At 66.6% G+C, this 20094-nt stretch carries 13 protein-coding genes; 10 read left to right on the forward strand and 3 right to left on the reverse strand.

Annotated features, from left to right (window positions below; translation table 11 throughout):
- Positions 1-64: 64 nt before the first annotated feature.
- Complete coding sequence (locus QX010_RS31640) at positions 65-898, reverse strand: formate/nitrite transporter family protein (RefSeq protein WP_316183509.1); 834 nt, start codon at positions 896-898, stop codon at positions 65-67.
- A 679-nt stretch (positions 899-1577) separates the two neighbouring features.
- Between QX010_RS31640 and QX010_RS31645 the strand changes: the two genes are divergently transcribed.
- The 10 genes from QX010_RS31645 to QX010_RS31690 all read left to right on the forward strand — a co-directional run bounded on the left by QX010_RS31645 (position 1578) and on the right by QX010_RS31690 (position 15783).
- Positions 1578-2894, forward strand: coding sequence for a CmpA/NrtA family ABC transporter substrate-binding protein (locus QX010_RS31645; RefSeq protein WP_316183510.1), 1317 nt, complete (start codon positions 1578-1580; stop codon positions 2892-2894).
- A gap of 64 nt (positions 2895-2958) precedes the next feature.
- On the forward strand, positions 2959-3867 hold the full coding sequence (gene ntrB / locus QX010_RS31650; RefSeq protein ID WP_316183511.1) for a nitrate ABC transporter permease: 909 nt from the start codon (positions 2959-2961) through the stop codon (positions 3865-3867).
- 10 nt (positions 3868-3877) lie between these two features.
- Positions 3878-4672: an ABC transporter ATP-binding protein gene (locus tag QX010_RS31655; RefSeq protein WP_315802554.1), complete on the forward strand. Its 795-nt coding sequence runs from the start codon at positions 3878-3880 to the stop codon at positions 4670-4672.
- 83 nt (positions 4673-4755) lie between these two features.
- Positions 4756-5181, forward strand: a complete 426-nt coding sequence (locus tag QX010_RS31660; RefSeq protein ID WP_315802524.1) for a globin family protein — start codon at positions 4756-4758, stop codon at positions 5179-5181.
- Between the two features lie 5 nt (positions 5182-5186).
- Positions 5187-6401, forward strand: a complete 1215-nt coding sequence (locus QX010_RS31665) for an NAD(P)/FAD-dependent oxidoreductase (protein WP_410051998.1) — start codon at positions 5187-5189, stop codon at positions 6399-6401.
- 18 nt (positions 6402-6419) lie between these two features.
- Positions 6420-9113: a molybdopterin-dependent oxidoreductase gene (locus QX010_RS31670; protein WP_316183512.1), complete on the forward strand. Its 2694-nt coding sequence runs from the start codon at positions 6420-6422 to the stop codon at positions 9111-9113.
- Positions 9114-9297: 184 nt separating this feature from the next.
- A complete protein-coding gene (locus QX010_RS31675; RefSeq protein WP_316183513.1) occupies positions 9298-10137 on the forward strand; it encodes an aldo/keto reductase in 840 nt (279 codons plus the stop codon).
- A 196-nt stretch (positions 10138-10333) separates the two neighbouring features.
- On the forward strand, positions 10334-11287 hold the full coding sequence (locus QX010_RS31680; protein WP_316183522.1) for a DMT family transporter: 954 nt from the start codon (positions 10334-10336) through the stop codon (positions 11285-11287).
- A gap of 268 nt (positions 11288-11555) precedes the next feature.
- Positions 11556-14537 carry an autotransporter domain-containing protein gene (locus QX010_RS31685; RefSeq protein ID WP_316183514.1) on the forward strand — a complete coding sequence of 994 codons (2982 nt, stop codon included), beginning with the start codon at positions 11556-11558 and terminating at the stop codon, positions 14535-14537.
- A gap of 73 nt (positions 14538-14610) precedes the next feature.
- Positions 14611-15783 carry a fumarylacetoacetate hydrolase family protein gene (locus tag QX010_RS31690; protein WP_316183515.1) on the forward strand — a complete coding sequence of 391 codons (1173 nt, stop codon included), beginning with the start codon at positions 14611-14613 and terminating at the stop codon, positions 15781-15783.
- Positions 15784-16257: 474 nt separating this feature from the next.
- Here the strand turns inward: QX010_RS31690 and QX010_RS31695 are convergent, their stop codons facing one another.
- Positions 16258-17520 (reverse strand): 2Fe-2S iron-sulfur cluster-binding protein, encoded by a 1263-nt coding sequence (locus QX010_RS31695; protein WP_316183516.1) that lies wholly within the window; start codon positions 17518-17520, stop codon positions 16258-16260.
- Between the two features lie 55 nt (positions 17521-17575).
- Entirely contained in the window at positions 17576-18679 is a 1104-nt protein-coding gene (locus QX010_RS31700) for a ferredoxin (RefSeq protein WP_316183517.1), read from the reverse strand.
- Positions 18680-20094 lie beyond the last annotated feature (1415 nt).

Genomic DNA, 20094 nt, shown 5'->3' on the forward strand with positions numbered 1-20094 from the left:
GGCTGTGGGGCGAAGGCGAGGGAGCCCGACCTTAGCGCGGGCGGGCTCCCAAGGGAAAATGAAATCAGGCGGCTGCGCGAACGGAGACCTTGGCATCGCGCTTCGGCTGCGTCCTGATATGGGTGGCATAGAGCGTGAGGCCGGTAAAGGAGAGGCCGCCGACGAGATTGCCGAGCACGGTCGGGATCTCGTTCCAGATCAGATAGTCCATGATCGAGAACTTCGCATGGAGCATCAGCCCCGACGGGAACAGGAACATGTTCACCACCGAATGCTCGAACACCATGTAGAAGAAGACCAGGATCGGCATCCACATCGCCAGCACCTTGCCTGGCACGGTGGTCGAGATCATCGCGCCGACCACGCCGGTGGAGACCATCCAGTTGCACAGCATGCCGCGGATGAACAGCGTCGCCATGCCGGCCGCGCCATGCGCCGCGTAGCCGAGCGTCCGGCCTTCACCGATATTGCCGATGACGGCGCCGACCTTGTCCGGCTCCTGCGTGAAGCCGAAGGTCGTCACGAACGCCATCATGAAGGCCACCGTCAGCGCGCCGGCGAAATTGCCGATGAAGACGAGTCCCCAGTTGCGCAGCACGCCTGCGATGGTCACGCCCGGACGCTTGTCGATCAGCGCCAGCGGCGACAGCACGAACACGCCGGTCAGGAGATCGAAGCCGAGCAGGTAGAGCATGCAGAAGCCGACCGGAAACAACAGGGCGCCGATGATCGGCTGGCCGGTATTCACATTGATCGTGACGGCAAACCAGGCCGCGAGCGCCAGGATCGCGCCCGCCATGTAGGCGCGGATGACGGTGTCGCGGGTGGACATGAAGATCTTGGACTCGCCTGCGTCCACCATCTTGGTCACGAATTCGGAAGGCGCGAGATACGACATTCAAACGTCCTTTGCTTGCTCTCGGGAATGGATTGCGAGCTGCCTTGCGAGAGGGTCTGGCTCTCGAAGGACATCGCCACGGGCAGGCGGATCGGATGTCGAATGCGGGAAGGGCGTCACGACGACCGCGCCGAGAAGACCTCGGTCGCGTGCGCGCGTCCGTCCCGGATAATCAGGCCCCATCGGCCTCGACAGTCCAGCGAACCGCAGTCATCGTTGACTTGCCGAATTGCAAGCAATGCCTGTGCCAAATCTGGCGCCAGTATAAAGATGAGTAGTTTCAATTGATTGCGCTTGGATGTCGTCGCCGCGGATGTTTCGAAGGGCTGCTTTGATGCCCGGATGCTCATGGAACAATCGCGCTATGCCCACTTGGTGTGCGGCGCACACAAAGTGGGCGAATCGCAAATTTTGGATGCGACCTCCTGCGTCTGATGCATCGCTGTGCATGGCTAAGCGTTTGAATTCGCTTCGAAACTAAAAATCGGCGCGTTGGCACGAAGCTTGAAAGAGCGTTTGCGACGCCATCGATGCCGTCCGCGCAACCCTCATCCGAATCGTGACGCTGCCCCTTCCGAGGCCATCTCGGAACACGCCCTTTTGTGCGTGGCGCGGCGACCCGCAACGGACGGCCATTCATCCATCGAGCGCTCTTCTCAGACAAAGGACGACAGCACTCATGACGAAGACTGCCAATCCTGCTCGCCGCAACGGCCTCAGCCGTCGCCAGCTTCTCAAGGCCGGCGCAGGCACGGCCGCGCTGCTCGCGGCCGCGAGGCTGGGCTTTCCGGGCGGCGCTTTTGCCCAGGGGGCGGGGCCGGAAGTCACCAGCGCCAAGCTCGGCTTCATCGCGCTGAGCGACGCCGGTCCGCTGTTCGTCGCCAAGGACAAGGGCATCTTCGCCAAATACGGCATGCCGGATGTCGACGTGCAGAAGCAGGCCTCGTGGGGCACCACGCGCGACAACCTCGTGCTCGGCTCCGAGGGCAACGGCATCGACGGCGCGCACATCCTGACGCCGATGCCGTACCTGATCTCCTCGGGCAAGGTGACGCAGAACAACCAGCCGACGCCGATGTACATCCTGGCGCGGCTAAATCTCGACGCACAGTGCATCTCGGTCGGCAAGGAATATGCAGACCTGAAGCTCGGCCTCGATACCGCGCCGTTCAAGGCCGCGCTGGAGAAGAAGAAGGCGGCGGGGAAGTCGGTGAAGGCGGCGATGACCTTCCCGGGCGGCACCCACGACCTCTGGCTGCGCTACTGGCTCGCGGCCGGCGGCATCGATCCCGACAAGGACATCGAGACCATCGTTGTGCCGCCGCCGCAGATGGTGGCGAACATGAAGGTCGGCACGATGGACTGCTTCTGCGTCGGCGAGCCGTGGAATGCGCAGCTCGTCAACCAGGGCATCGGCTATACCGCGGTCACCACGGGTGAGATCTGGAACAAGCATCCCGAGAAATCCTTCGCGATGCGCTCGGCCTATGTCGACAAATATCCGAAGGCCGCGAAGGCGCTGACCATGGCGGTCATGGAGGCCCAGCAGTGGTGCGACAAGATGGAGAACAAGCAGGAGCTTGCGACCATCATGGCCAAGCGGCAGTGGATGAATTGCCCGGTCGAGGACGTCGCCGGACGCACCGCCGGCAAGTTCGACTACGGCACCGGCAAGGTGGTCGAGAACTCGCCGCACATCATGAAGTACTGGCGTGATTTCGCCTCCTATCCGTTCCAGAGCCACGACCTCTGGTTCATCACCGAGGACATCCGCTGGGGCAAGTATGAAGCTGGCTTCGACGCCAAGTCGCTGATCGCCAAGGTCAACCGCGAGGACATCTGGCGCGAGGCCGCCAAGGAGATGAACGTCGCGGTCGCCGAGATTCCGACCTCCAAGTCGCGCGGCAAGGAGACGTTCTTCGACGGCAAGGTGTTCGATCCGGAAGATCCGGCGGCCTACCTGAAGTCGCTGTCGATCAAGCGGATCGAGGCCTGATCAGGACCTCCCGCCGCGCGTGCAAAACGCGCGGCCCCTCTCATTGCACGGAGAAAGGTTTCCGATGTCCATGCCAGCGTTGATCAACGATAGCGCTCCGAAGGTCGTGCCGACCGCGTCCACGTCCGTGTCCGCGTCCATCGTGACCATGACTCCCAAGCAGCAGCCAAAAGCCGAGCGCTACGTGAAGATGGCGCGCGACGTCGCGGTGCGTGTCGTCCCGCCGCTGATCGTGCTGATGCTGTTCCTGCTGATCTGGGAGCTGGTCTGCCGCCGGGCGGGCTCGGCGCTGCCGCCGCCCTCCCGGGTGTTCAGCGATACCCGCGAGCTGATCCTCGATCCGTTCTTCGATCACGGCGGCATCGACAAGGGCCTGTTCTGGCATCTCGAGGCCAGCCTGCGCCGCGTCGCCTTCGGCTACGCGATCGCCGTTGTCGTCGGCGTCGGTGTCGGCACCTTGATCGGCCAGTCGGTGTGGGCGATGCGCGGCCTCGATCCGATCTTTCAGGTGCTGCGCACGATCCCGCCGCTCGCCTGGCTGCCGCTGTCGCTGGCTGCCTTCCGCGACGGCCAGCCGTCGGCGATCTTCGTGATCTTCATCACCTCGGTCTGGCCGATCATCATCAACACCGCGGTCGGCATCCGCAACATTCCGCAGGACTACCGCAACGTTGCGGCGGTGGTGCAGCTCAATCCGCTGGAGTTCTTCGCCAAGATCATGATCCCGGCGGCGGCCCCCTACATCTTCACCGGCCTGCGCATCGGCATCGGCCTGTCCTGGCTTGCGATCGTCGCGGCCGAGATGCTGATCGGCGGCGTTGGCATCGGCTTCTTCATCTGGGACGCGTGGAATTCCTCGCACATCAGCGAGATCATTCTCGCCCTGTTCTATGTCGGCATCATCGGCTTCGTGCTCGACCGCCTGATCGCGGTCTTGGGCAAGGTCGTCACCCGCGGCACCGCGACGAACTGAGAGGGAAGGGATCATGGCCTATCTGAAGCTCGATCACGTCGACAAGACGTTCACCCGCGGCAACGCCACCACCGAAGTGCTGAAGGGCATCAACCTCTCGATCGAGAAGGGCGAGTACGTCTCGATCATCGGCCATTCCGGCTGCGGCAAGTCGACGATGCTCAACATCGTCGCAGGCCTTACCACGGCGACCACCGGCGGCGTACTGCTGGAGGAGCGCGAGGTGAATTCGCCGGGACCCGACCGCGCCGTCGTGTTCCAGAACCACAGCCTGCTGCCCTGGCTCACGGTCTATGAAAACGTGCGTCTCGGCGTCGACAAGGTGTTCGCCAAGACCAAGACCCGGGCCGAGCGCGACGCCTGGACCATGCACAACCTCAACCTCGTGCAGATGGCCCACGCCAAGGACAAGCGCCCGAACGAGATCTCCGGCGGCATGAAGCAGCGCGTCGGCATTGCGCGTGCGCTGGCGATGGAGCCGAAGGTGCTGCTGCTCGACGAGCCGTTCGGCGCGCTCGACGCGTTGACCCGCGCGCACCTGCAGGATTCGGTGATGGCGCTGCATCAGAAGCTCGGCAACACCATCCTGATGATCACGCACGACGTCGACGAGGCCGTGCTGCTGTCGGACCGCATCGTGATGATGACCAACGGCCCGAGCGCGCATATCGGCGAGGTGCTCGAGGTCGCGCTGCCGCGGCCGCGCAAGCGGCTCGAGCTCGCGACCAACCCGACTTACGTGAAGTGCCGGCAGCGCGTGCTGGAATTCCTCTACGAGCGCCATCGCTACGTCGAGGCGGCGTGACGATTGGAAAGCGGAGAGCGGATCGAACCGCTCTCCGCGTCGGGCGACTAACGGGTTCTCGTTTCCATCATCGAAGGATTCCCATGACACCGTCTCAGATCGCATTGGTTCAGGATAGCTTTGCCAAGGTCGCGCCGATCTCTGATCAGGCCGCGACCATCTTCTACGATCGCCTGTTCGAGGTCGCGCCGCAGGTTCGCGCGATGTTTCCGGACGACCTCACCGAGCAGCGCAAGAAGCTGATGGCGACCTTGGCGGTCGTGGTGAATGGATTGACCAACCTGCCTGCGATCCTGCCGGCGGCAAGCGCGCTCGCCAAGCGCCACGTCGATTACGGTGCCAGGCCGGAGCACTATCCGGTAGTCGGTGCTGCGCTGCTGTGGACCCTGGAAAAGGGCCTCGGCGACGGCTGGACGCCCGAGGTCGCCGCCGCCTGGACCGCGGCCTATGCCACGCTGTCCGGCTACATGATCGCGGAAGCCTATGGCAAGGCGCAGGCGGCGGAGTAGGCGCCTTGAGTGAACCGCTCGTCATCGTCGGCAACGGCATGGCTGCTGCGAAGCTGGCCGAGGAATTGTCGCAGACCGTGCTCGGCCGCTACGCGATCGCCGTCATCGGCGAGGAGCCGCGGCTGGCCTACAACCGCGTGCTGCTGTCGTCGGTGCTGGCCGGCGAGGCCGCGTCGCATGAGATCGAGCTCAAGCCAGCCGCCTGGTGGCGCGAGCGCGGCGTGACGTTGAAGTACGGCGCGCGCGTCACCGGCATCGATGTCGGCCGCCGCGAGCTGCAGATCGAGAACGACGAGAACGTGGCGTTCTCGCGCCTCGTCCTCGCCACCGGCTCGCTGCCGCTGCGGCTGCCGGTGCCGGGCGCCGATCTGCCGGGCGTGCACACGTTCCGCGACAGCCGCGACACCGACGTGCTTCTGGCGCTGGCGGCCAAGAAGGGCCGCGTCGTGGTCGTCGGCGGCGGGCTGCTCGGGCTTGAAGCGGCCTATGGCCTGGCGCGCGCCGGCGCCAAGGTGACGCTGCTGCATCTGATGGACCGGCTGATGGAGCGGCAGCTCGATGCGCCGGCCGCCGCTTTGCTCAAGTCGCTGGTGGCGCGCAAGGGCATCGAGGTTCTGCTCAATGCCAGCACCGCTTCCATCCACGGCAACGGCCGGGTCGAAGGCGTCGAGCTGGCCGACGGGCGCCGCCTCGCCGCGGACGCGGTGATCTTCGCCGCCGGCATCCGGCCGAATGTGACCTTGGCAAAGGAAGCGGGGCTCGCCGTCAACCGCGGCATCGTCGTCGACGACGCGATGCAGACCTCGGCGCCCGGCATCTTCGCGCTCGGCGAATGCGCCGAGCACCGCGGCACCTGTTACGGGCTGGTCGAACCGGCCTACGAGCAGGCGCGGGTGCTGGCGCAGCATCTGGCCGGACGCAAGGCGGCCTATGGCGGCAGCGTCGTCTCGACCAATCTGAAAGTGTCGGGGGTGTCGGTGTTCTCGGCCGGAGATTTCGTTGGTGCCGAGGGCAGCGAGACGATCGTGCTCAACGATGCCAGGCGCGGCATCTACAAGAAGCTCGTCATCGCCGACGGGCGCCTCACCGGCGCCGTGCTGATCGGGGAGACCAGGGATGCTCTGTGGTATCGCGACCTGATCCGCAGCCGCGAGCCGGTCGCGGCGATCCGGACCGAGATGATGTTCGGCCGCGCCGCGGCGCGGCCACGGGCAGCGTGAGAGAGGGGACCTCGCACGATGACGACTGTTGATCCCCAGTTGCGCACGGTGCGCACCGCCTGTCCGTATTGCGGCGTCGGCTGCGGCGTGCTCGCCACGCCCGACGGCAGCGGCGGCGCGGCGATCTCCGGCGATCCGTCGCATCCGGCCAATCTCGGCCGGCTCTGCTCCAAAGGCTCGGCGCTCGGCGAGACGCTCGGGCTCGAGAGCCGGCTGCTCTATCCGATGATCCGCTGCAAGGGCGGCATGGAGCGGGTGGCGTGGAGCGATGCGCTCGATCACGTCGCGACCCGCCTCAAGCACATCGTCGCCCGCGACGGCGAGGACGCCGTGGCGTTCTATCTCTCGGGCCAGATGCTGACCGAGGACTACTACGTCGCCAACAAGCTGATGAAGGGTTTTCTCGGCTCGGCCAATGTCGACACCAATTCGCGGCTGTGCATGGCGTCGTCGGTCGCCGGCCACCGCCGCGCCTTCGGCGCCGACACCGTCCCCGGCACATATGAGGATCTCGATCGGGCCGATCTGCTGGTCTTCGTGGGCAGCAACGCCGCCTGGTGCCACCCGGTGCTCTACCAGCGCATGCTGGCCAACAAGCAGACGCGCGGCGCCAGGTTCGTGGTCATCGATCCGCGCCGTACCGACACGGCTGAAGAAGCCGACCTGTTCCTGGGATTGAGGCCCGGCACGGATGCGGCGCTGTTCTCCGGCCTGCTGGTGCATCTCGCCGACAACGGCGCGCTCGACAGCGACTACATCGCGCGCCATACGTCTGGCTTCGACGAGACCCTGGCGCGCGCGCGCAGCCTTGCCGGCAGCACCGCGGCGACCGCGCTCGCCACCGGTCTGTCCGAGCCCGATGTCGCCGCCTTCTTCAAGCTGTTCCGCGACACGCCAGAGGTCGTCACCTTGTACTCGCAGGGTGTCAACCAGTCGGCTCAGGGCACCGACAAGGTCAATGCGATCCTCAACTGCCATCTTGCCACCGCGCGCATCGGCAAGCCGGGTATGGGGCCGTTCTCGCTGACCGGCCAGCCCAACGCGATGGGCGGCCGCGAGGTCGGCGGGCTCGCCAACCAGCTCGCCGCGCATATGGGCTTCACGCCGCCGGACATCGATCGTATCAGGCGCTTCTGGAAGGCGCCCGATATCGCCACCCATGAGGGATTGAAGGCGGTCGCGATGTTCGAGGCGATCGCGCGCGGCGAGATCAAGGCGCTGTGGGTGATCGGCACCAATCCGGCGGTGTCGCTGCCGGACGCCGATCTCGTGCTGTCGGCCCTGAAGAAGCTCGAGCTGCTCGTCGTCTCCGAGAACGTGCGCTCCAACGACACCGTGGATGCTGGCGTGCACGTGCTGCTGCCGGCGCAGGCCTGGGGCGAGAAGTCGGGCACGGTCACCAACTCCGAGCGGCGCATCTCGCGCCAGCGCGCCTTCATGGCGCCGGCCGGCGAGGCCATGCCGGACTGGTGGATCCTCAGCGAGGTCGGCAAGCGGCTCGGCTTCGCTTCCGCCTTCGACTACGGCTCCGCCGCGGACATCTTCCGCGAGCACGCCGCGCTGTCGGGGTTCGAGAACGACGGCAGCCGCGACTTCGACATCGGCGCGCTGGCGAGCCTCAGCGACGACGAATACGACACAATGGCCCCGGTGCAATGGCCGGTGCGCGCGGGCAAGCCGCCCGCGCCGCGCTTCTTCGCCGACGGCGCCTTCTTCACCGGCGACCGCAAGGCCCGCTTCGTCGCGCCGGAGGTGCCGGCGCTGCGCAGCGAGACCAATGCCGCGCGGCCCCTGCGGCTGAACACCGGGCGCATCCGCGACCAGTGGCACACCATGACGCGCACCGGGTTGAGCCCGCGTCTCGGAGCGCATCTGCCGGAGCCGTTCGTCGAGGTGCATCCGGACGACGCGCTGCGCTACGGCCTGATGCATGACGGCTTCGCCAAGGTGACGACCGAGCACGGCCGGTGCATCCTCAAGGTCGTCGTCAGCGAGCGCCAGCAGCGCGGCATGCTGTTCGCGCCGATCCATTGGAACGCGACGAACTCCTCGCATGGCCGCGTCGGCGCGCTCGTCGCCTCGCACACCGATCCGTTCTCCGGCCAGCCCGAGGCCAAGGCGACGCCGGCCGCGATCAGTCCCTATGAGTACGTCTTCCGCGGCTTCATCCTGTCGCGCACCGAGCTCGCGCTGCCGTCCCATCTGTGGTGGGCGCGGGCGACGGTGCAGGGCGGCTTCGGCTATCTGTTCGCCGACAACGGCGACCTCATGCGCTGGCCGGCGTGGTTCAAGGCGCGCGCCACCGACGATGTCACGGACTACATGGATGTCGGCGGCGGCGTCTATCGCGCCGCGTCCTTCGGCGGCGACCGCATCGAGACCTGCGTCTTCGTCGGACCGGGCCATGATGCCGGCGACTGGAACGTCGTGAAGACGATGTTTTCAGCCGATCGTCTCGACGACGATCAGCGCCGCATGCTGCTGTCCGGCCGCGCGCCCGACGGCGTCGGCGGCGGCCCGATCGTCTGCGCCTGCTTCGGCGTCGGCCGCGACACCATCTGCGATGCGATCGCCGCCGGCGCGCGCACGCCCGCCGCGATCGGCGCGCAGCTCAAGGCGGGAACGAATTGCGGCTCGTGCATTCCGGAGATGAAGCGGCTGATCGCGCAGACGCCGGCGCAGGCCGAGGCGTCGGTGAAGGTGGCGAGCTAGCAAAGCCCGCCGTCATTCCGGGGCGAGGCCGCAAGGCCCCGAACCCGGAATCTCGACATGGCGGAAACGAGCCGGTGCAAACCAAGTTCGAGATTCCGGGTTCGACGCTGACGCGTCGCCCCGGAATGACGTTCCTGGGGAGCGCCAATCGACGTCGCGCGCTCCATCCTCTATGCTCGCCGCCATGAAGCACAAGACATTCGGAACCGGCAGCGCCGGCGTGTCCGTGATCGGGCAGGGCACCTGGTATCTCGACCACGCCGACCGCAGCCGCGCCATCGCCACGTTGCGGCGCGGCCTGGATCTCGGCATGAGCCACATCGACACCGCGGAGATGTATGGCGATGCCGAGCTCGTCATCGCCGAAGCCATCGCCGGCCGGCGCGACGACGTGTTCCTGGTGTCGAAGGTGCTGCCGAGCAACGCCTCCCGCCGTGGCACCATCACCGCCTGCGAGCGCTCGCTGAAGCGGCTCAAGACCGACCGGCTCGACTGCTATCTGTTGCACTGGCCCGGCTCCTATCCGCTCGCGGAGACGGTGGCAGCGTTCGAGGAGCTCAAGGCGGCCGGCAAGATCGCGGCCTGGGGCGTCAGCAATTTCGACGTCGACGATCTCGACGAGCTGCTGGAGGTCGCCGGCGACGGCAGGATCGCCTGCAACCAGGTGCTCTATCACCTGCAGGAGCGCGCCATCGAGCACGCCGTCATCCCGTGGTGCGGCCAGCACGGCGTCGCCGTCGTCGCCTATTCGCCGTTCGGCCATGACGACTTTCCGGAACGCCGCAGCGCCGGCGGCGAGGTGCTGCAGCGGATCGCGGAGCAGCACGGCGCGACGCCGCGCCAGGTCGCGCTCGCTTTCCTCACGCGGGCGTCGTCGCTGTTCGCGATCCCCAAGGCGTCGCGGCCCGAGCATGCCGAGCAGAATGCGGCGGCCGGCGACATCGAGCTCACCGCGGCCGAGATCGCCGCGATCGATCACGCCTTTCCGCGCGGGCCGAAGCCGCGTGGGCTGCCCATGCTGTAGCGCAGCATCACGGAAAATTACGGATGTTTGCTACCCGGACGCGTGGCAACGCATAAGTGCTGCCCGCTTCGATGGGTTGTCGCAACGTAGTGATTGGCGTTTCGTCGCCACTCACCGAATCGTCCCCGTTCCAAAACTTCCGAGTTCGACCGTGACCCCGCCCCCGAGTGCGGCCGCCGCCGCGCGCCTCGACGACATGCCGACCTCCGTGCAGGAGAAGCCGACAGCCGCGCGCAAGCGCGCGCCGGCACGCGCCGACAGGCCGTTCCGCGGCATCGCGCTGATCCTGCTGTCGACCGTGTTCCTCGGCACCTCGGACGTCACGGCGAAATATCTGTCGAAGACGCTGCCCTCGATCGAGATCACTTGGCTCCGCTTCGTGGTGTTCGCAGCGATCATGGTGCCGGCGATGATCCCGGGCTCGCCGCTGTTCGCGATGCGCACAGAGCAGCTCAAGTTCCAGCTGCTGCGCGGCGTCGCGCTGCTCGGCTCGTCGCTGATGTTCATCACTGGTTTACGCTATCTGCCGATCGCCGAGGCCTCCGCGACCGGCTTCGTCGCGCCGCTGTTCGTCACCGCGCTGTCGATCATCTTCCTCAGCGAGAAGGTCGGCCTGCGGCGCTGGGTCGCAACCGCGGTTGGCCTGTTTGGCGTGCTGGTGATTCTTCGCCCCGGCACCGGCGCGTTCCATCTTGCCGCGCTGTTTCCGATCGTCTCGGCCTTTGCCTGGGCCTGCACCCTGATCATGACGCGAATGATGAGCGGGCGCGAGCACGCGATCACGATCATGTCGTATTCGTCGATCGCCGGCGTCTGCGTGCTCTCGGCCATCGTGCCATTCGTGTGGACCACGCCGTCCTGGCAGGACATCGCCTTCGGCGTGCTGGTCGGCGTCGCTTCGACCATGGGGCAGTGGATCGTCGTGCTGGCATTCCGCTATGCCGACGCCTCGGTGCTGGCGCCGTTCTCCTACACCCAGTTGCTGTGGGTCAGCATCCTCGGCTTCCTGGTGTTCGGCGAGGTGCCGGACGTCTGGACCATCGTCGGCGCCGCCTTCATCGTTTCCAGCGGCCTCTACACTGCCCATCGCGAGCGCGTCCGTCGCTCGCAACTGCTGCAGGTCGCCGGCGAGAGCTCGCCGAATCCGTGAGCCATCGGTCGCACGTCCCCCAGGCCATTGCGGGGGGCGACTTTTTGGGTGGATGCGTTGCGCGCCCGCTACAACCGCGATCAAACGCGTAACGCGCTGATTTCAAACAAGGAACAGGGACGCCGTCGATCTCGGCGGGCGCCGCGCGCCTGCTAGGTCTTGGATTGCATCACGGGGGTGCAGAGCAAGATCGGGGGATTGCGTGCAGAGGCGGGTCGAAACGGCGGGGCGTCCGACGGCGCGAGGCGTGTGGGGCGCGCTGGGGCTCATGCTCGGGCTCTTCGGGCTCGGGCCGACGACGTCGGCGCAGGCCCAGACCGACTACACCTGGGGCGGCACCGGCTCTTCGACTGCGACCTCCGACTACAACCTCGCGACCAACTGGGAGACCCCGCCGGCCGGCGCGCCACCCGCATCGAGCGGCCAGCGGGCGCTGTTCGGCGCCACCGGCGCATCGACCATCACGGTCACCGCGCCGCTCAATCCGGATTCCTGGATTGTCCTCGGCAACGCCCAGTCCTATGCGATCGGCGGCGCCGACGTGAATTTCGGCGTCGCCGGCTCCGGCTGGGGCTTCATCAACGACGCCAATTCCGGCCAGACCATTACCATCGGCAACAACCTCGGCGAGACCGTTGCCGGCGTGCGCGCCGAGCTGCTCGGCAACAGCACCACCATCCTGCTCGGCAACAACTCCTATTCGGGCGGCACCTTCATCGGCAACGGCGCGACCCTGCAGCTCGGCGACGCCACCCACACCGCCCGCATCATCGGCGACGTGTCGAATTTCGGCATCTTCAACGTCGTCAGGGCCGACACGTCCGGCATCGTCTCGCTCACCAATGATGGCGGCACCACCAACTTCCTCGGCGCGAGCTCCGCCGGCACGATGACGATCGTGAACCAGTCGATCGCCACGACGGCGTTCGGCGTCGCCGGAGGCACCGATACGGCGACGGCGGGGAACGCCGTGATCACCAACCATCAGGGCCGCACGCTGTTCAACGCCAACACCAGCGCCGGCAATGCGACGATCACGAATGATACGTTCAGCCTGGTCGCGTTCGTCAATGCCGCGACGGCCGCCAACGCGGTCATCACCAATGGCGGCAATTCCTACCTGATGTTCGGGATGGGCTTCGGCAGCGACACGCCGTCCGCGGGCAACGCAGAGATCACCAACAACATGGACGGGCATATCCAGTTCAACGCCCATTCCACCGCGGCGAATGCGACCATCACCACCAACGACGGCGCTTCCACCCTGTTCTTCGACCATGCGACCGCAGGCTCCGCCACCATCATCACCAATGCGGGCGGTCGCACCCGTTTCCTCGACAATACGACCGGCGGCGCCGCGCAGTTCGTGACCAACGGCACCGGCGTGGTCGACTTCTCCGGCAGCACGGGGGCCAATGGCGACGGCCGCATCACCGCCGGCTCCCTGGCGGGATCCGGCAACTATTACATCGGCGCCTTCAACACGCTGGTGGTTGGCGGCAACAATCTCTCGACCGAGGTCTCCGGCGTGATCAGCGACTACGACCCGTGCGAGTGCGGCACGGTCGGACCTGGCGCGTTGACCAAGGTCGGCAGCGGCAGGCTGACGCTGTCCGGCATCAACACCTACACCGGTCCGACAACGGTCGATGGCGGCATCCTCGCCGTCAACGGTTCGATCGCCGGCAGCAGCGTGACCGTGAATGCCGGCGGCACGCTCGGCGGCAACGGCGTCGTCGGCAGCACGCTGGTCAATGGCGGCGCGCTCGCGCCCGGCAATTCGATCGGGCTGCTGACGGTGCAGGGCAATCTCGTGTTCACGGCTGCCGCGAGCTACATGGTCGAGGTGTCGCCGGCCAATGCCGACCGGGTCAACGTGACGGGCACCGCGACGCTGGGTGGCGCCACGGTGCAGGCGGCGTTCACCCCTGGCAGCTACGTCAGCAAGCAGTACACGATCGTCAATGCCGCCGGCGGCATCAGCGGCACCTTCAACGCGCTGGTCAACACCAACCTGCCGGCCAACTTCTCCTCGAGCCTGAGCTACGACGCCAACAACGTCTATCTGAACCTGACGCTCGGCACGGCCGGGACCAATACCAACCAGCAGAACGTCACGGACACCACGACCGGCTACTTCAACCGCACCGGCGGCATCCCGCTCGCCTTCGGCGCGCTGACCCCGGCCGGCCTGACGCAGGCGTCCGGCGAGATCGCCACCGCCTCGCAGCAGGCGATGTTCGACTCGATGAAGATCTTCCTTGGCCTGATGACCGATCCCTTCGTCGCCGGGCGCCGCGCGAACGCATCGGCTCCGGCAACGGCGTTCGCCGACGCAGGGCAGGGCGCCGCGCCGCGTGATGCCTTCGCGCGCATGCCGGTCAAGGCCGCTTTGGCCCGGCGCTTCGACGAGCGCTGGAGCACCTGGGCGGCGCCGTTTGGTGGCGGTTCGTTCACCGACGGCAATGCCGCGCTCGGCTCGAACGACACCACCATCCGCGAGGTCGGCTTCGCCGCCGGCGCCGACTACATCGTGTCGCCGAACTGGCTGGCCGGCTTCGCGCTGTCGGGCGGCGGCACCAGCTTCAGCGTCAATGGCGGCGGCAGCGGCCGCTCCGACCTGTTCCAGGCCGGCGCCTTCGCCCGCTATCGCAACGGCCCGGACTATCTCTCCGCCGCGCTCGCCTATGGCTGGCACGACGTGACCACCGACCGCACCGTGGCCGTCGCCGGCGTCGACCAGCTCCGCGCCCGCTTCAATGCATCGGCCTATTCCGCTCGCCTCGAGGCTGGCCGCCGCTACGCCACGCGATGGGGCGGGGTCACGCCCTATCTCGGCGGGCAGGCGACGGCTTACGTGTTGCCGTCCTATGCCGAGCAGGTGCTCTCCGGCGCGGGCACCTTCGCGCTGAGCTATGCCGGCAAGACCGTGACGGATGCGCGCATCGAGCTTGGCGCGCGCGTCGACCGGTCGTTTGCGCTCGCCGACGGCGTGCTGTCGCTGCGTGGCCGCACCGCCTGGGCGCACAATTTCAACCCGGATCGCACCATGACCGCCGGCTTCCAGGCGCTGCCAGGCACGAGTTTCATCGTCAACGGCGCCGCGCAGTCGCGCGACCTCGCGCTCACCACGGCCTCGGCCGAAATCGCCTGGCGCAACGGCTGGTCGGCGGCCGCGACCTTCGAAGGCGAGTTCTCGACCATCAGCCGCTCCTACGCGGGCAAGGGCGTGGTGCGCTACAGCTGGTGATCGCGCGCTCCCATCTTGGATCATTCTCGCAGCAATGCTACGGCTGCCTCAACGAGACACCAGGGAGAACGCCATGATCAATCTGACGCCCGAGACCATGCTGCCCGACGACGGCACCCAGGGAACGCTGGTCGGCCGGGTCTGGCGGCCCGACGTCGATGGTCCGGCCGTCGTGGCGGTGCGCGATGACGGCGTCTACGATGTCACCTCGGCCTTCCCGACCGTCAGCGCGCTGTGCGAGCACGACGATCCCGCGGCTGCACTGCGCGGCATGGGCGGGCAGCGCATCGGCGATCTCGCCGCGATCCTCGCCAACACGCCCCCCGATCGCCGTGATCCCGCCAAGCCGTGGCTGCTGGCGCCGGTTGATCTCCAGGTGCTCAAAGCGGCCGGCGTCACCTTCGCGATCTCGATGCTGGAGCGCGTCATCGAGGAGCGCGCGCGCGGCAATCCGGCCTCGGCCGAGGCGATCCGGACAGAGGTGGTGCGTCTCGTCGGCGACGATTTCTCCAAGCTGAAGCCCGGCTCCGACCAGGCCATGCACCTCAAGCAGGTGCTGATCGAGCAGAACGCCTGGAGCCAGTATCTCGAGGTCGGCATCGGCCCCGACGCCGAGGTCTTCACCAAGGCGCCGACCATGTCGTCGGTCGGCACCGGCATGGATGCCGGGCTGCATCCGAAATCGACCTGGAACAACCCGGAGCCGGAGGTGGTGCTGGCGGTGTCGAGCCGCGGCAAGATCGTCGGCGCGATGCTCGGCAACGACGTCAACCTGCGCGACTTCGAGGGCCGCTCGGCGCTGTTGCTGTCCAAGGCCAAGGACAACAACGCCTCCTGCGCCATCGGACCGCTGCTGCGCCTGTTCGACAGGAGCTTTTCGCTCGACGACGTCAGGAAGATGGACGTCGCGCTGAACGTGACCGGCAGCGACGGCTTCGTGCTCGACGGCCATTCCTCCATCAGCAAGATCAGCCGCGATCCGACCGACCTCGTCGCGCAGACCATCGGCGCCGTGCATCAATATCCCGACGGCTTCGCGCTGTTCCTCGGCACGATGTTCGCGCCGGTCAAGGACCGCGACGCAGCCGGTCAGGGCTTTACGCACAAGCGCGACGACATCGTCACGATTTCAGCTCCGCAGCTCGGCCGCCTCGTCAACCGCATGCGCAACAGCGACGAATGCGAGCCGTGGACGTTCGGCGTCGGCGCCCTGATGCGCAGCCTCGCGCGGCGGAAGCTGATTTGACGACGGGCTGCCTCTCCATCCTCGCCGTCATTCCGGGGCGCGCGCAGCGCGAGCCCGGAATCCATACGCCGCAGCCGTCGTGAGTCAGACGGCTCTCAGTGATCGTGCTCCACCACGTCTATTCGTGGCTATGGACTCCGGGCTCGCTCGCTTGCGCGAGCGCCCCGGAGTGACGACCGGTGTGCATCGAGGCATTTGGGGCCTCGTGGTTTGAGACGCGCCGCGATGCGGCGCTCCTCACCATGAGGGGCAAGTGGCGGAGCAGCCGCTGCATACGGGACCATGAACACGCTGTTAGCGTGTTCATGGAGAGGGTTTGAAGCTCTTGAGGATCGCGCCGCACACTCAGCCCTCGTCCTGAGGAGCCCGCCGGAGGCGGGCGTCTCGAAGGACGGCTGCACGGCTCTGCCGGCTCTACGCCCCTTCATGCTTGCGAGCGCGATGTTGGGAATTGGAGCGGCCGCCTCACTCGCCTCACACATGGCCCGACGCCATTTCGCCGGCGACGCGGCGCGGGCGCTCCTGCAGCTGGGCGGGATCGCCGCGCGCGGCGCGCTCGCGGACCAGCGAGAGCGCGTGGTCGCGTTCGGCGGCCGGGCTGCGCCGTGGCTCCGACCGGCGCAGGCCGAGATCGTCGTCGATCGGATCCTTCGGCACCAGCGACAACGCCCGCTCGAACGGATCGAGCGACGCGTCACGCCCCCTGCCGCCGTCACGGCCCGGCTCAGGCTCGGGCGGACGTCGCGCCACGAGCGTCTTGATGCGTCCGATCAGGCCGGATGGCGCTTCCGGCGGTGCTGAATCGAACGGGTCGGCATAGAACGTCGCGCCGGCCTTCTCGACCATCCCGGCGAGCGCGGTCACCATGCGCGGCGAGCCGCAGGCATAGACCACGTCGGAAGACGTCAGCGTCGGCATGTGCGGCTCGATCCGCCCAGTGCGGATCGACGGATGGTTGATCGGGCCTTCCTCCACGGTCGGAATGATCGTGACATTCGGCAGCCGCGCGAGCTGCGCCAGGATCGGCGTCATGTAGAGCTGCGGCAGCTTCTTGGCGCCGGCGATGATCACCATGGGACGGCTGCGGTTCTCGCGCAACGCCATCGCCGCGATCGCCCAGATCGGCGCGAAGCCGGTGCCGCTGCCGGCGAGGACGAGACGGCCGGCGCCGCCCGGACGCAGGAACGCGTGACCATAGGGCCCCTGGATGCGCAGCCGATGGCCGGGCCGGATGCCGCTGCCGAGCGCTTGCGTGACGCGGCCGCCACGGACCTTCTTGATGTTGAGATGGATGACGCGGCCGCCGATGCGGCCGTCGAACGAGGCGGTCGGGCTGTAGGCGCGCGCCGGATAGCCGGCGAAGGTGAACTTGAAGTACTGGCCCGGCAGATAGCTGATGCTCTTCTCGGGCGCGATCATCAGCTCCATGATATCTGGCGCGACCTCGCGCAGGCCGACCAGCCGTGCCTTGCTGATATCGATCTCCGGCACGTCCTCCACGTCGACGTCGAGGTCGGAGACGACGCGCGCCTGGCACGCATAGATCATGCCCTGCGTATGCGTCTCGCCGCACACCGTCTGCCCCTTCGAGACGTGAACCATGCAGGTGCCGCAGGTGCCGGCGCGGCAGTCGAACGGAATCTCGACGCCGTTGGCGAGCGCGCCATCGAGCAGCACGTCACCCGCGCGGACGCGGAACTGGCGGCCCTTGACGGTGACGGTCCTGAAGTTCGACATGGTTTACTCCTCGATCGGATACGCTGTGACGATGGTGGGACGAGACCGCGGGGCTTCACGCCTTGCCGGGCGACACGCGGATGAGATTCTTGTTGGCCGTGCTCTCGAATCGGCTCGACCAGTAGTTCGACGCCATCACCGGCCGCTTCAGCCAGCTCACCTTCGGCGAGCGCAGCACCAGGAACCAGAAGAAGAACGGCGTCGTGATGAGATGCGAGACCAACGGAAACCAGTCCGGCAGCAATGATGCCGGGCCGGGCAGGCGGTACCAGTAGTAGGTGCTGATCGCGGCCGCCGCGAAGATGCGATGCATCCGGGTGCGGGCGGCGGGCCTGTAGCGCAGGATGCGCTCGCCGACCCTGAACACGACGTAGCTGACGAGCGCGGCGCCCAGCGGCCACACATAGGCGGTGATGATCGCGGCCTGGTCGACCTGCTGCGGCGGATAATCCGGCACTTGATACCAGCCCCAGACGAAGCCGGGGAAGCTGCCGATCAGGAAGTTGCCGAGGAACTGCTGGACTTTGGTGGGCACGCCGGCGGTCGGCGTCAGCTCCGGCGTGGAGTCGGGGCACGGATTGCTGCAGGCCTCGCAGATGTTGCAGCGGGCATTCTTGAAGGTCAGCGCCGGGTTGGTGCCGTAGAGCCGCTCGACCGGATGGATCGGGCACAGCGAGGTGCACCAGCCCGAGCGCATCTCGAACACCGAGCCCATCGCGAACGCCATGACCGCGGCCGACAGCAGCATGACCGCCGTCAGCGGGCCATCGACATTGAGCCCGATGCGCCGCATCGGTACCACGATGAAGAGAAGCGTCACGCTGATCACCGCCAGCGTCGCCGCGCCCCATTCCGGCATCCTGATGTTCTGCGAGATGCCCATCTTGTTCGGCAGCAGATGGAATGTCGCCATCGGACAGATGTTGCGCCACAGGCCGGGCGAGATCGTCACCAAGGCGGGCGCGACGGGAATCAGCAGATTCCACATCAGCGCGATGCCGAGCGCAGGAAAGAACAGCAGCAGGTTCACCAGCAGCACGCCGACGGCCAGCATCGCTGTCTGCATCGTCAGCCAGAACCGCCGCTCGCCGCGTCCGGTGCTGCGGCTGCCGGGCTGTGCGGCCGGCTGATACCGGGCCGGTGCCACGTTCACGGCCACGTGGGCGAGTGGCCGGGTCTGTCGTTGGTGGGAAGCATAATCGTGTTGAGCCGAACGTTGAGCGCTGTTGTTTCGCATTGCTTTCCAGGACGCTGGTTTCTCTGTACGGGCGCGCTGGTGTGACGATTTCGGGCCGGACGTGTTGGTCCGCCGTGCCTGTTAGTTCGCGTCATCAGCGCATGCTGTGCCGCAGAATCTGACGGCGAGATGTGGCGCTTTTTGACGGCCAATATGGACGTGTCTGGGCCATGCTGCGGTAGGCGTGCGGCCGTTTGATCTGGATCAAATCGAGGAACATCAAGGATTTGATCCGGATCTGGGGTGTGTTTTTGAGGGCGTTTGATCTGGATCAATGACGGCCTTCGCTGTGACGCATCGCAGGCGCGATCAAGGCGGTGAGTATGCGGCCTCATCGTGGGCCTCATGGTTCGAGACGGCGCTTCGCGCCTCCTCACCATGAGGGTTAGCTTCGAAGCCGGAGTTGAACATGGGTCATCATCTCCAACCTCACGAGAGCCCACGATCGCCGTGTTGGCCACTGACTACTTAGTCCCGCGGCAAGCCTCCTCTCCTCACCCTGAGGAGCCCGCCGAAGGCGGGCGTCTCGAAGGGCGAGGTCCCTGCTCGGACCTCGTGGCTCGCCCGGCGATGCGCAGCATCGTCCGCAGACGCGCCTTCGGCGCTCCTCACCATGAGGGTTAAGCTCCGAAACCGGCGCGGCACCCGGCCGGTCGGCGTCGCGGAGTGCGACGGCGCTATGGCTGCCCGACGGGCAAATCAGATCGCGCGTGAAAATCCTGTCCAGCCCTCCGCTGAAAAATAATCCACTTGCCGATTTCGCAAAATCAGCATTAGAGTCCGGCTCGTTCCGTTGCGTCGGAGGGGACGTATCGCGGTCGTCATGGACGTCGGCAGCGGAATGCGATGGGCGTGTGTCGTTGCAGCGTGATCATTCGCGCGGACGAACGGCGATGCACGCACGGTCAAGTCGCGCGGTCCTGACACCCCGATGCTGGTGTCACGCTTGCGCCGGCGCTCACGCGCCGCGCAGGCAACGGTGGCCAAAAGCCGGTGCGCCGGGGAGAACGCGAAGCAGCCGTCAAAACCATCGCGCAGGGAGGGCCGGGCGTATTCGGCCAGACCTGTGGTACCTGCCGCCTGCATTTTTTGAGCAGGCGGGCCACGGGCGCGGCCAGCGCCCGGCCTTCCCTGCGCCCTCTTTGATGAGAGGGCGAAAAATCAAAGCTCGGGCGCAAAACGTGTCGCGAGGTCGCGAAACTATATTCTCATGCATCAGAAAGTGCTGTCGGACAACGTGAGCACGGCAGACAGTACGGGCGTCATTGCGAGCGCAGTGTTCAGCCCGGGGACATGGCTGACAGGTGTTCGGAGACATGGTTGACACCTCAAAATTG

The organism is Bradyrhizobium sp. SZCCHNRI1009 (genome assembly GCF_032487575.1).
Taxonomy (GTDB): Bacteria; Pseudomonadota; Alphaproteobacteria; order Rhizobiales; family Xanthobacteraceae; genus Bradyrhizobium.

Bases quoted from the DNA above. Each gene is read 5' to 3' on its own strand.
- QX010_RS31690 (WP_316183515.1), top strand. From the start codon at position 14,611: ATGATCAATCTGACGCCCGAGACCATGCTGCCCGACGACGGCACCCAG.
- QX010_RS31645 (WP_316183510.1), top strand. From the start codon at position 1,578: ATGACGAAGACTGCCAATCCTGCTCGCCGCAACGGCCTCAGCCGTCGC.
- QX010_RS31675 (WP_316183513.1), top strand. From the start codon at position 9,298: ATGAAGCACAAGACATTCGGAACCGGCAGCGCCGGCGTGTCCGTGATC.
- ntrB (WP_316183511.1), top strand. From the start codon at position 2,959: ATGTCCATGCCAGCGTTGATCAACGATAGCGCTCCGAAGGTCGTGCCG.
- QX010_RS31670 (WP_316183512.1), top strand. From the start codon at position 6,420: ATGACGACTGTTGATCCCCAGTTGCGCACGGTGCGCACCGCCTGTCCG.
- QX010_RS31695 (WP_316183516.1), bottom strand. From the start codon at position 17,520: ATGTCGAACTTCAGGACCGTCACCGTCAAGGGCCGCCAGTTCCGCGTC.
- QX010_RS31680 (WP_316183522.1), top strand. From the start codon at position 10,334: ATGCCGACCTCCGTGCAGGAGAAGCCGACAGCCGCGCGCAAGCGCGCG.
- QX010_RS31660 (WP_315802524.1), top strand. From the start codon at position 4,756: ATGACACCGTCTCAGATCGCATTGGTTCAGGATAGCTTTGCCAAGGTC.
- QX010_RS31685 (WP_316183514.1), top strand. From the start codon at position 11,556: ATGCTCGGGCTCTTCGGGCTCGGGCCGACGACGTCGGCGCAGGCCCAG.
- QX010_RS31640 (WP_316183509.1), bottom strand. From the start codon at position 898: ATGTCGTATCTCGCGCCTTCCGAATTCGTGACCAAGATGGTGGACGCA.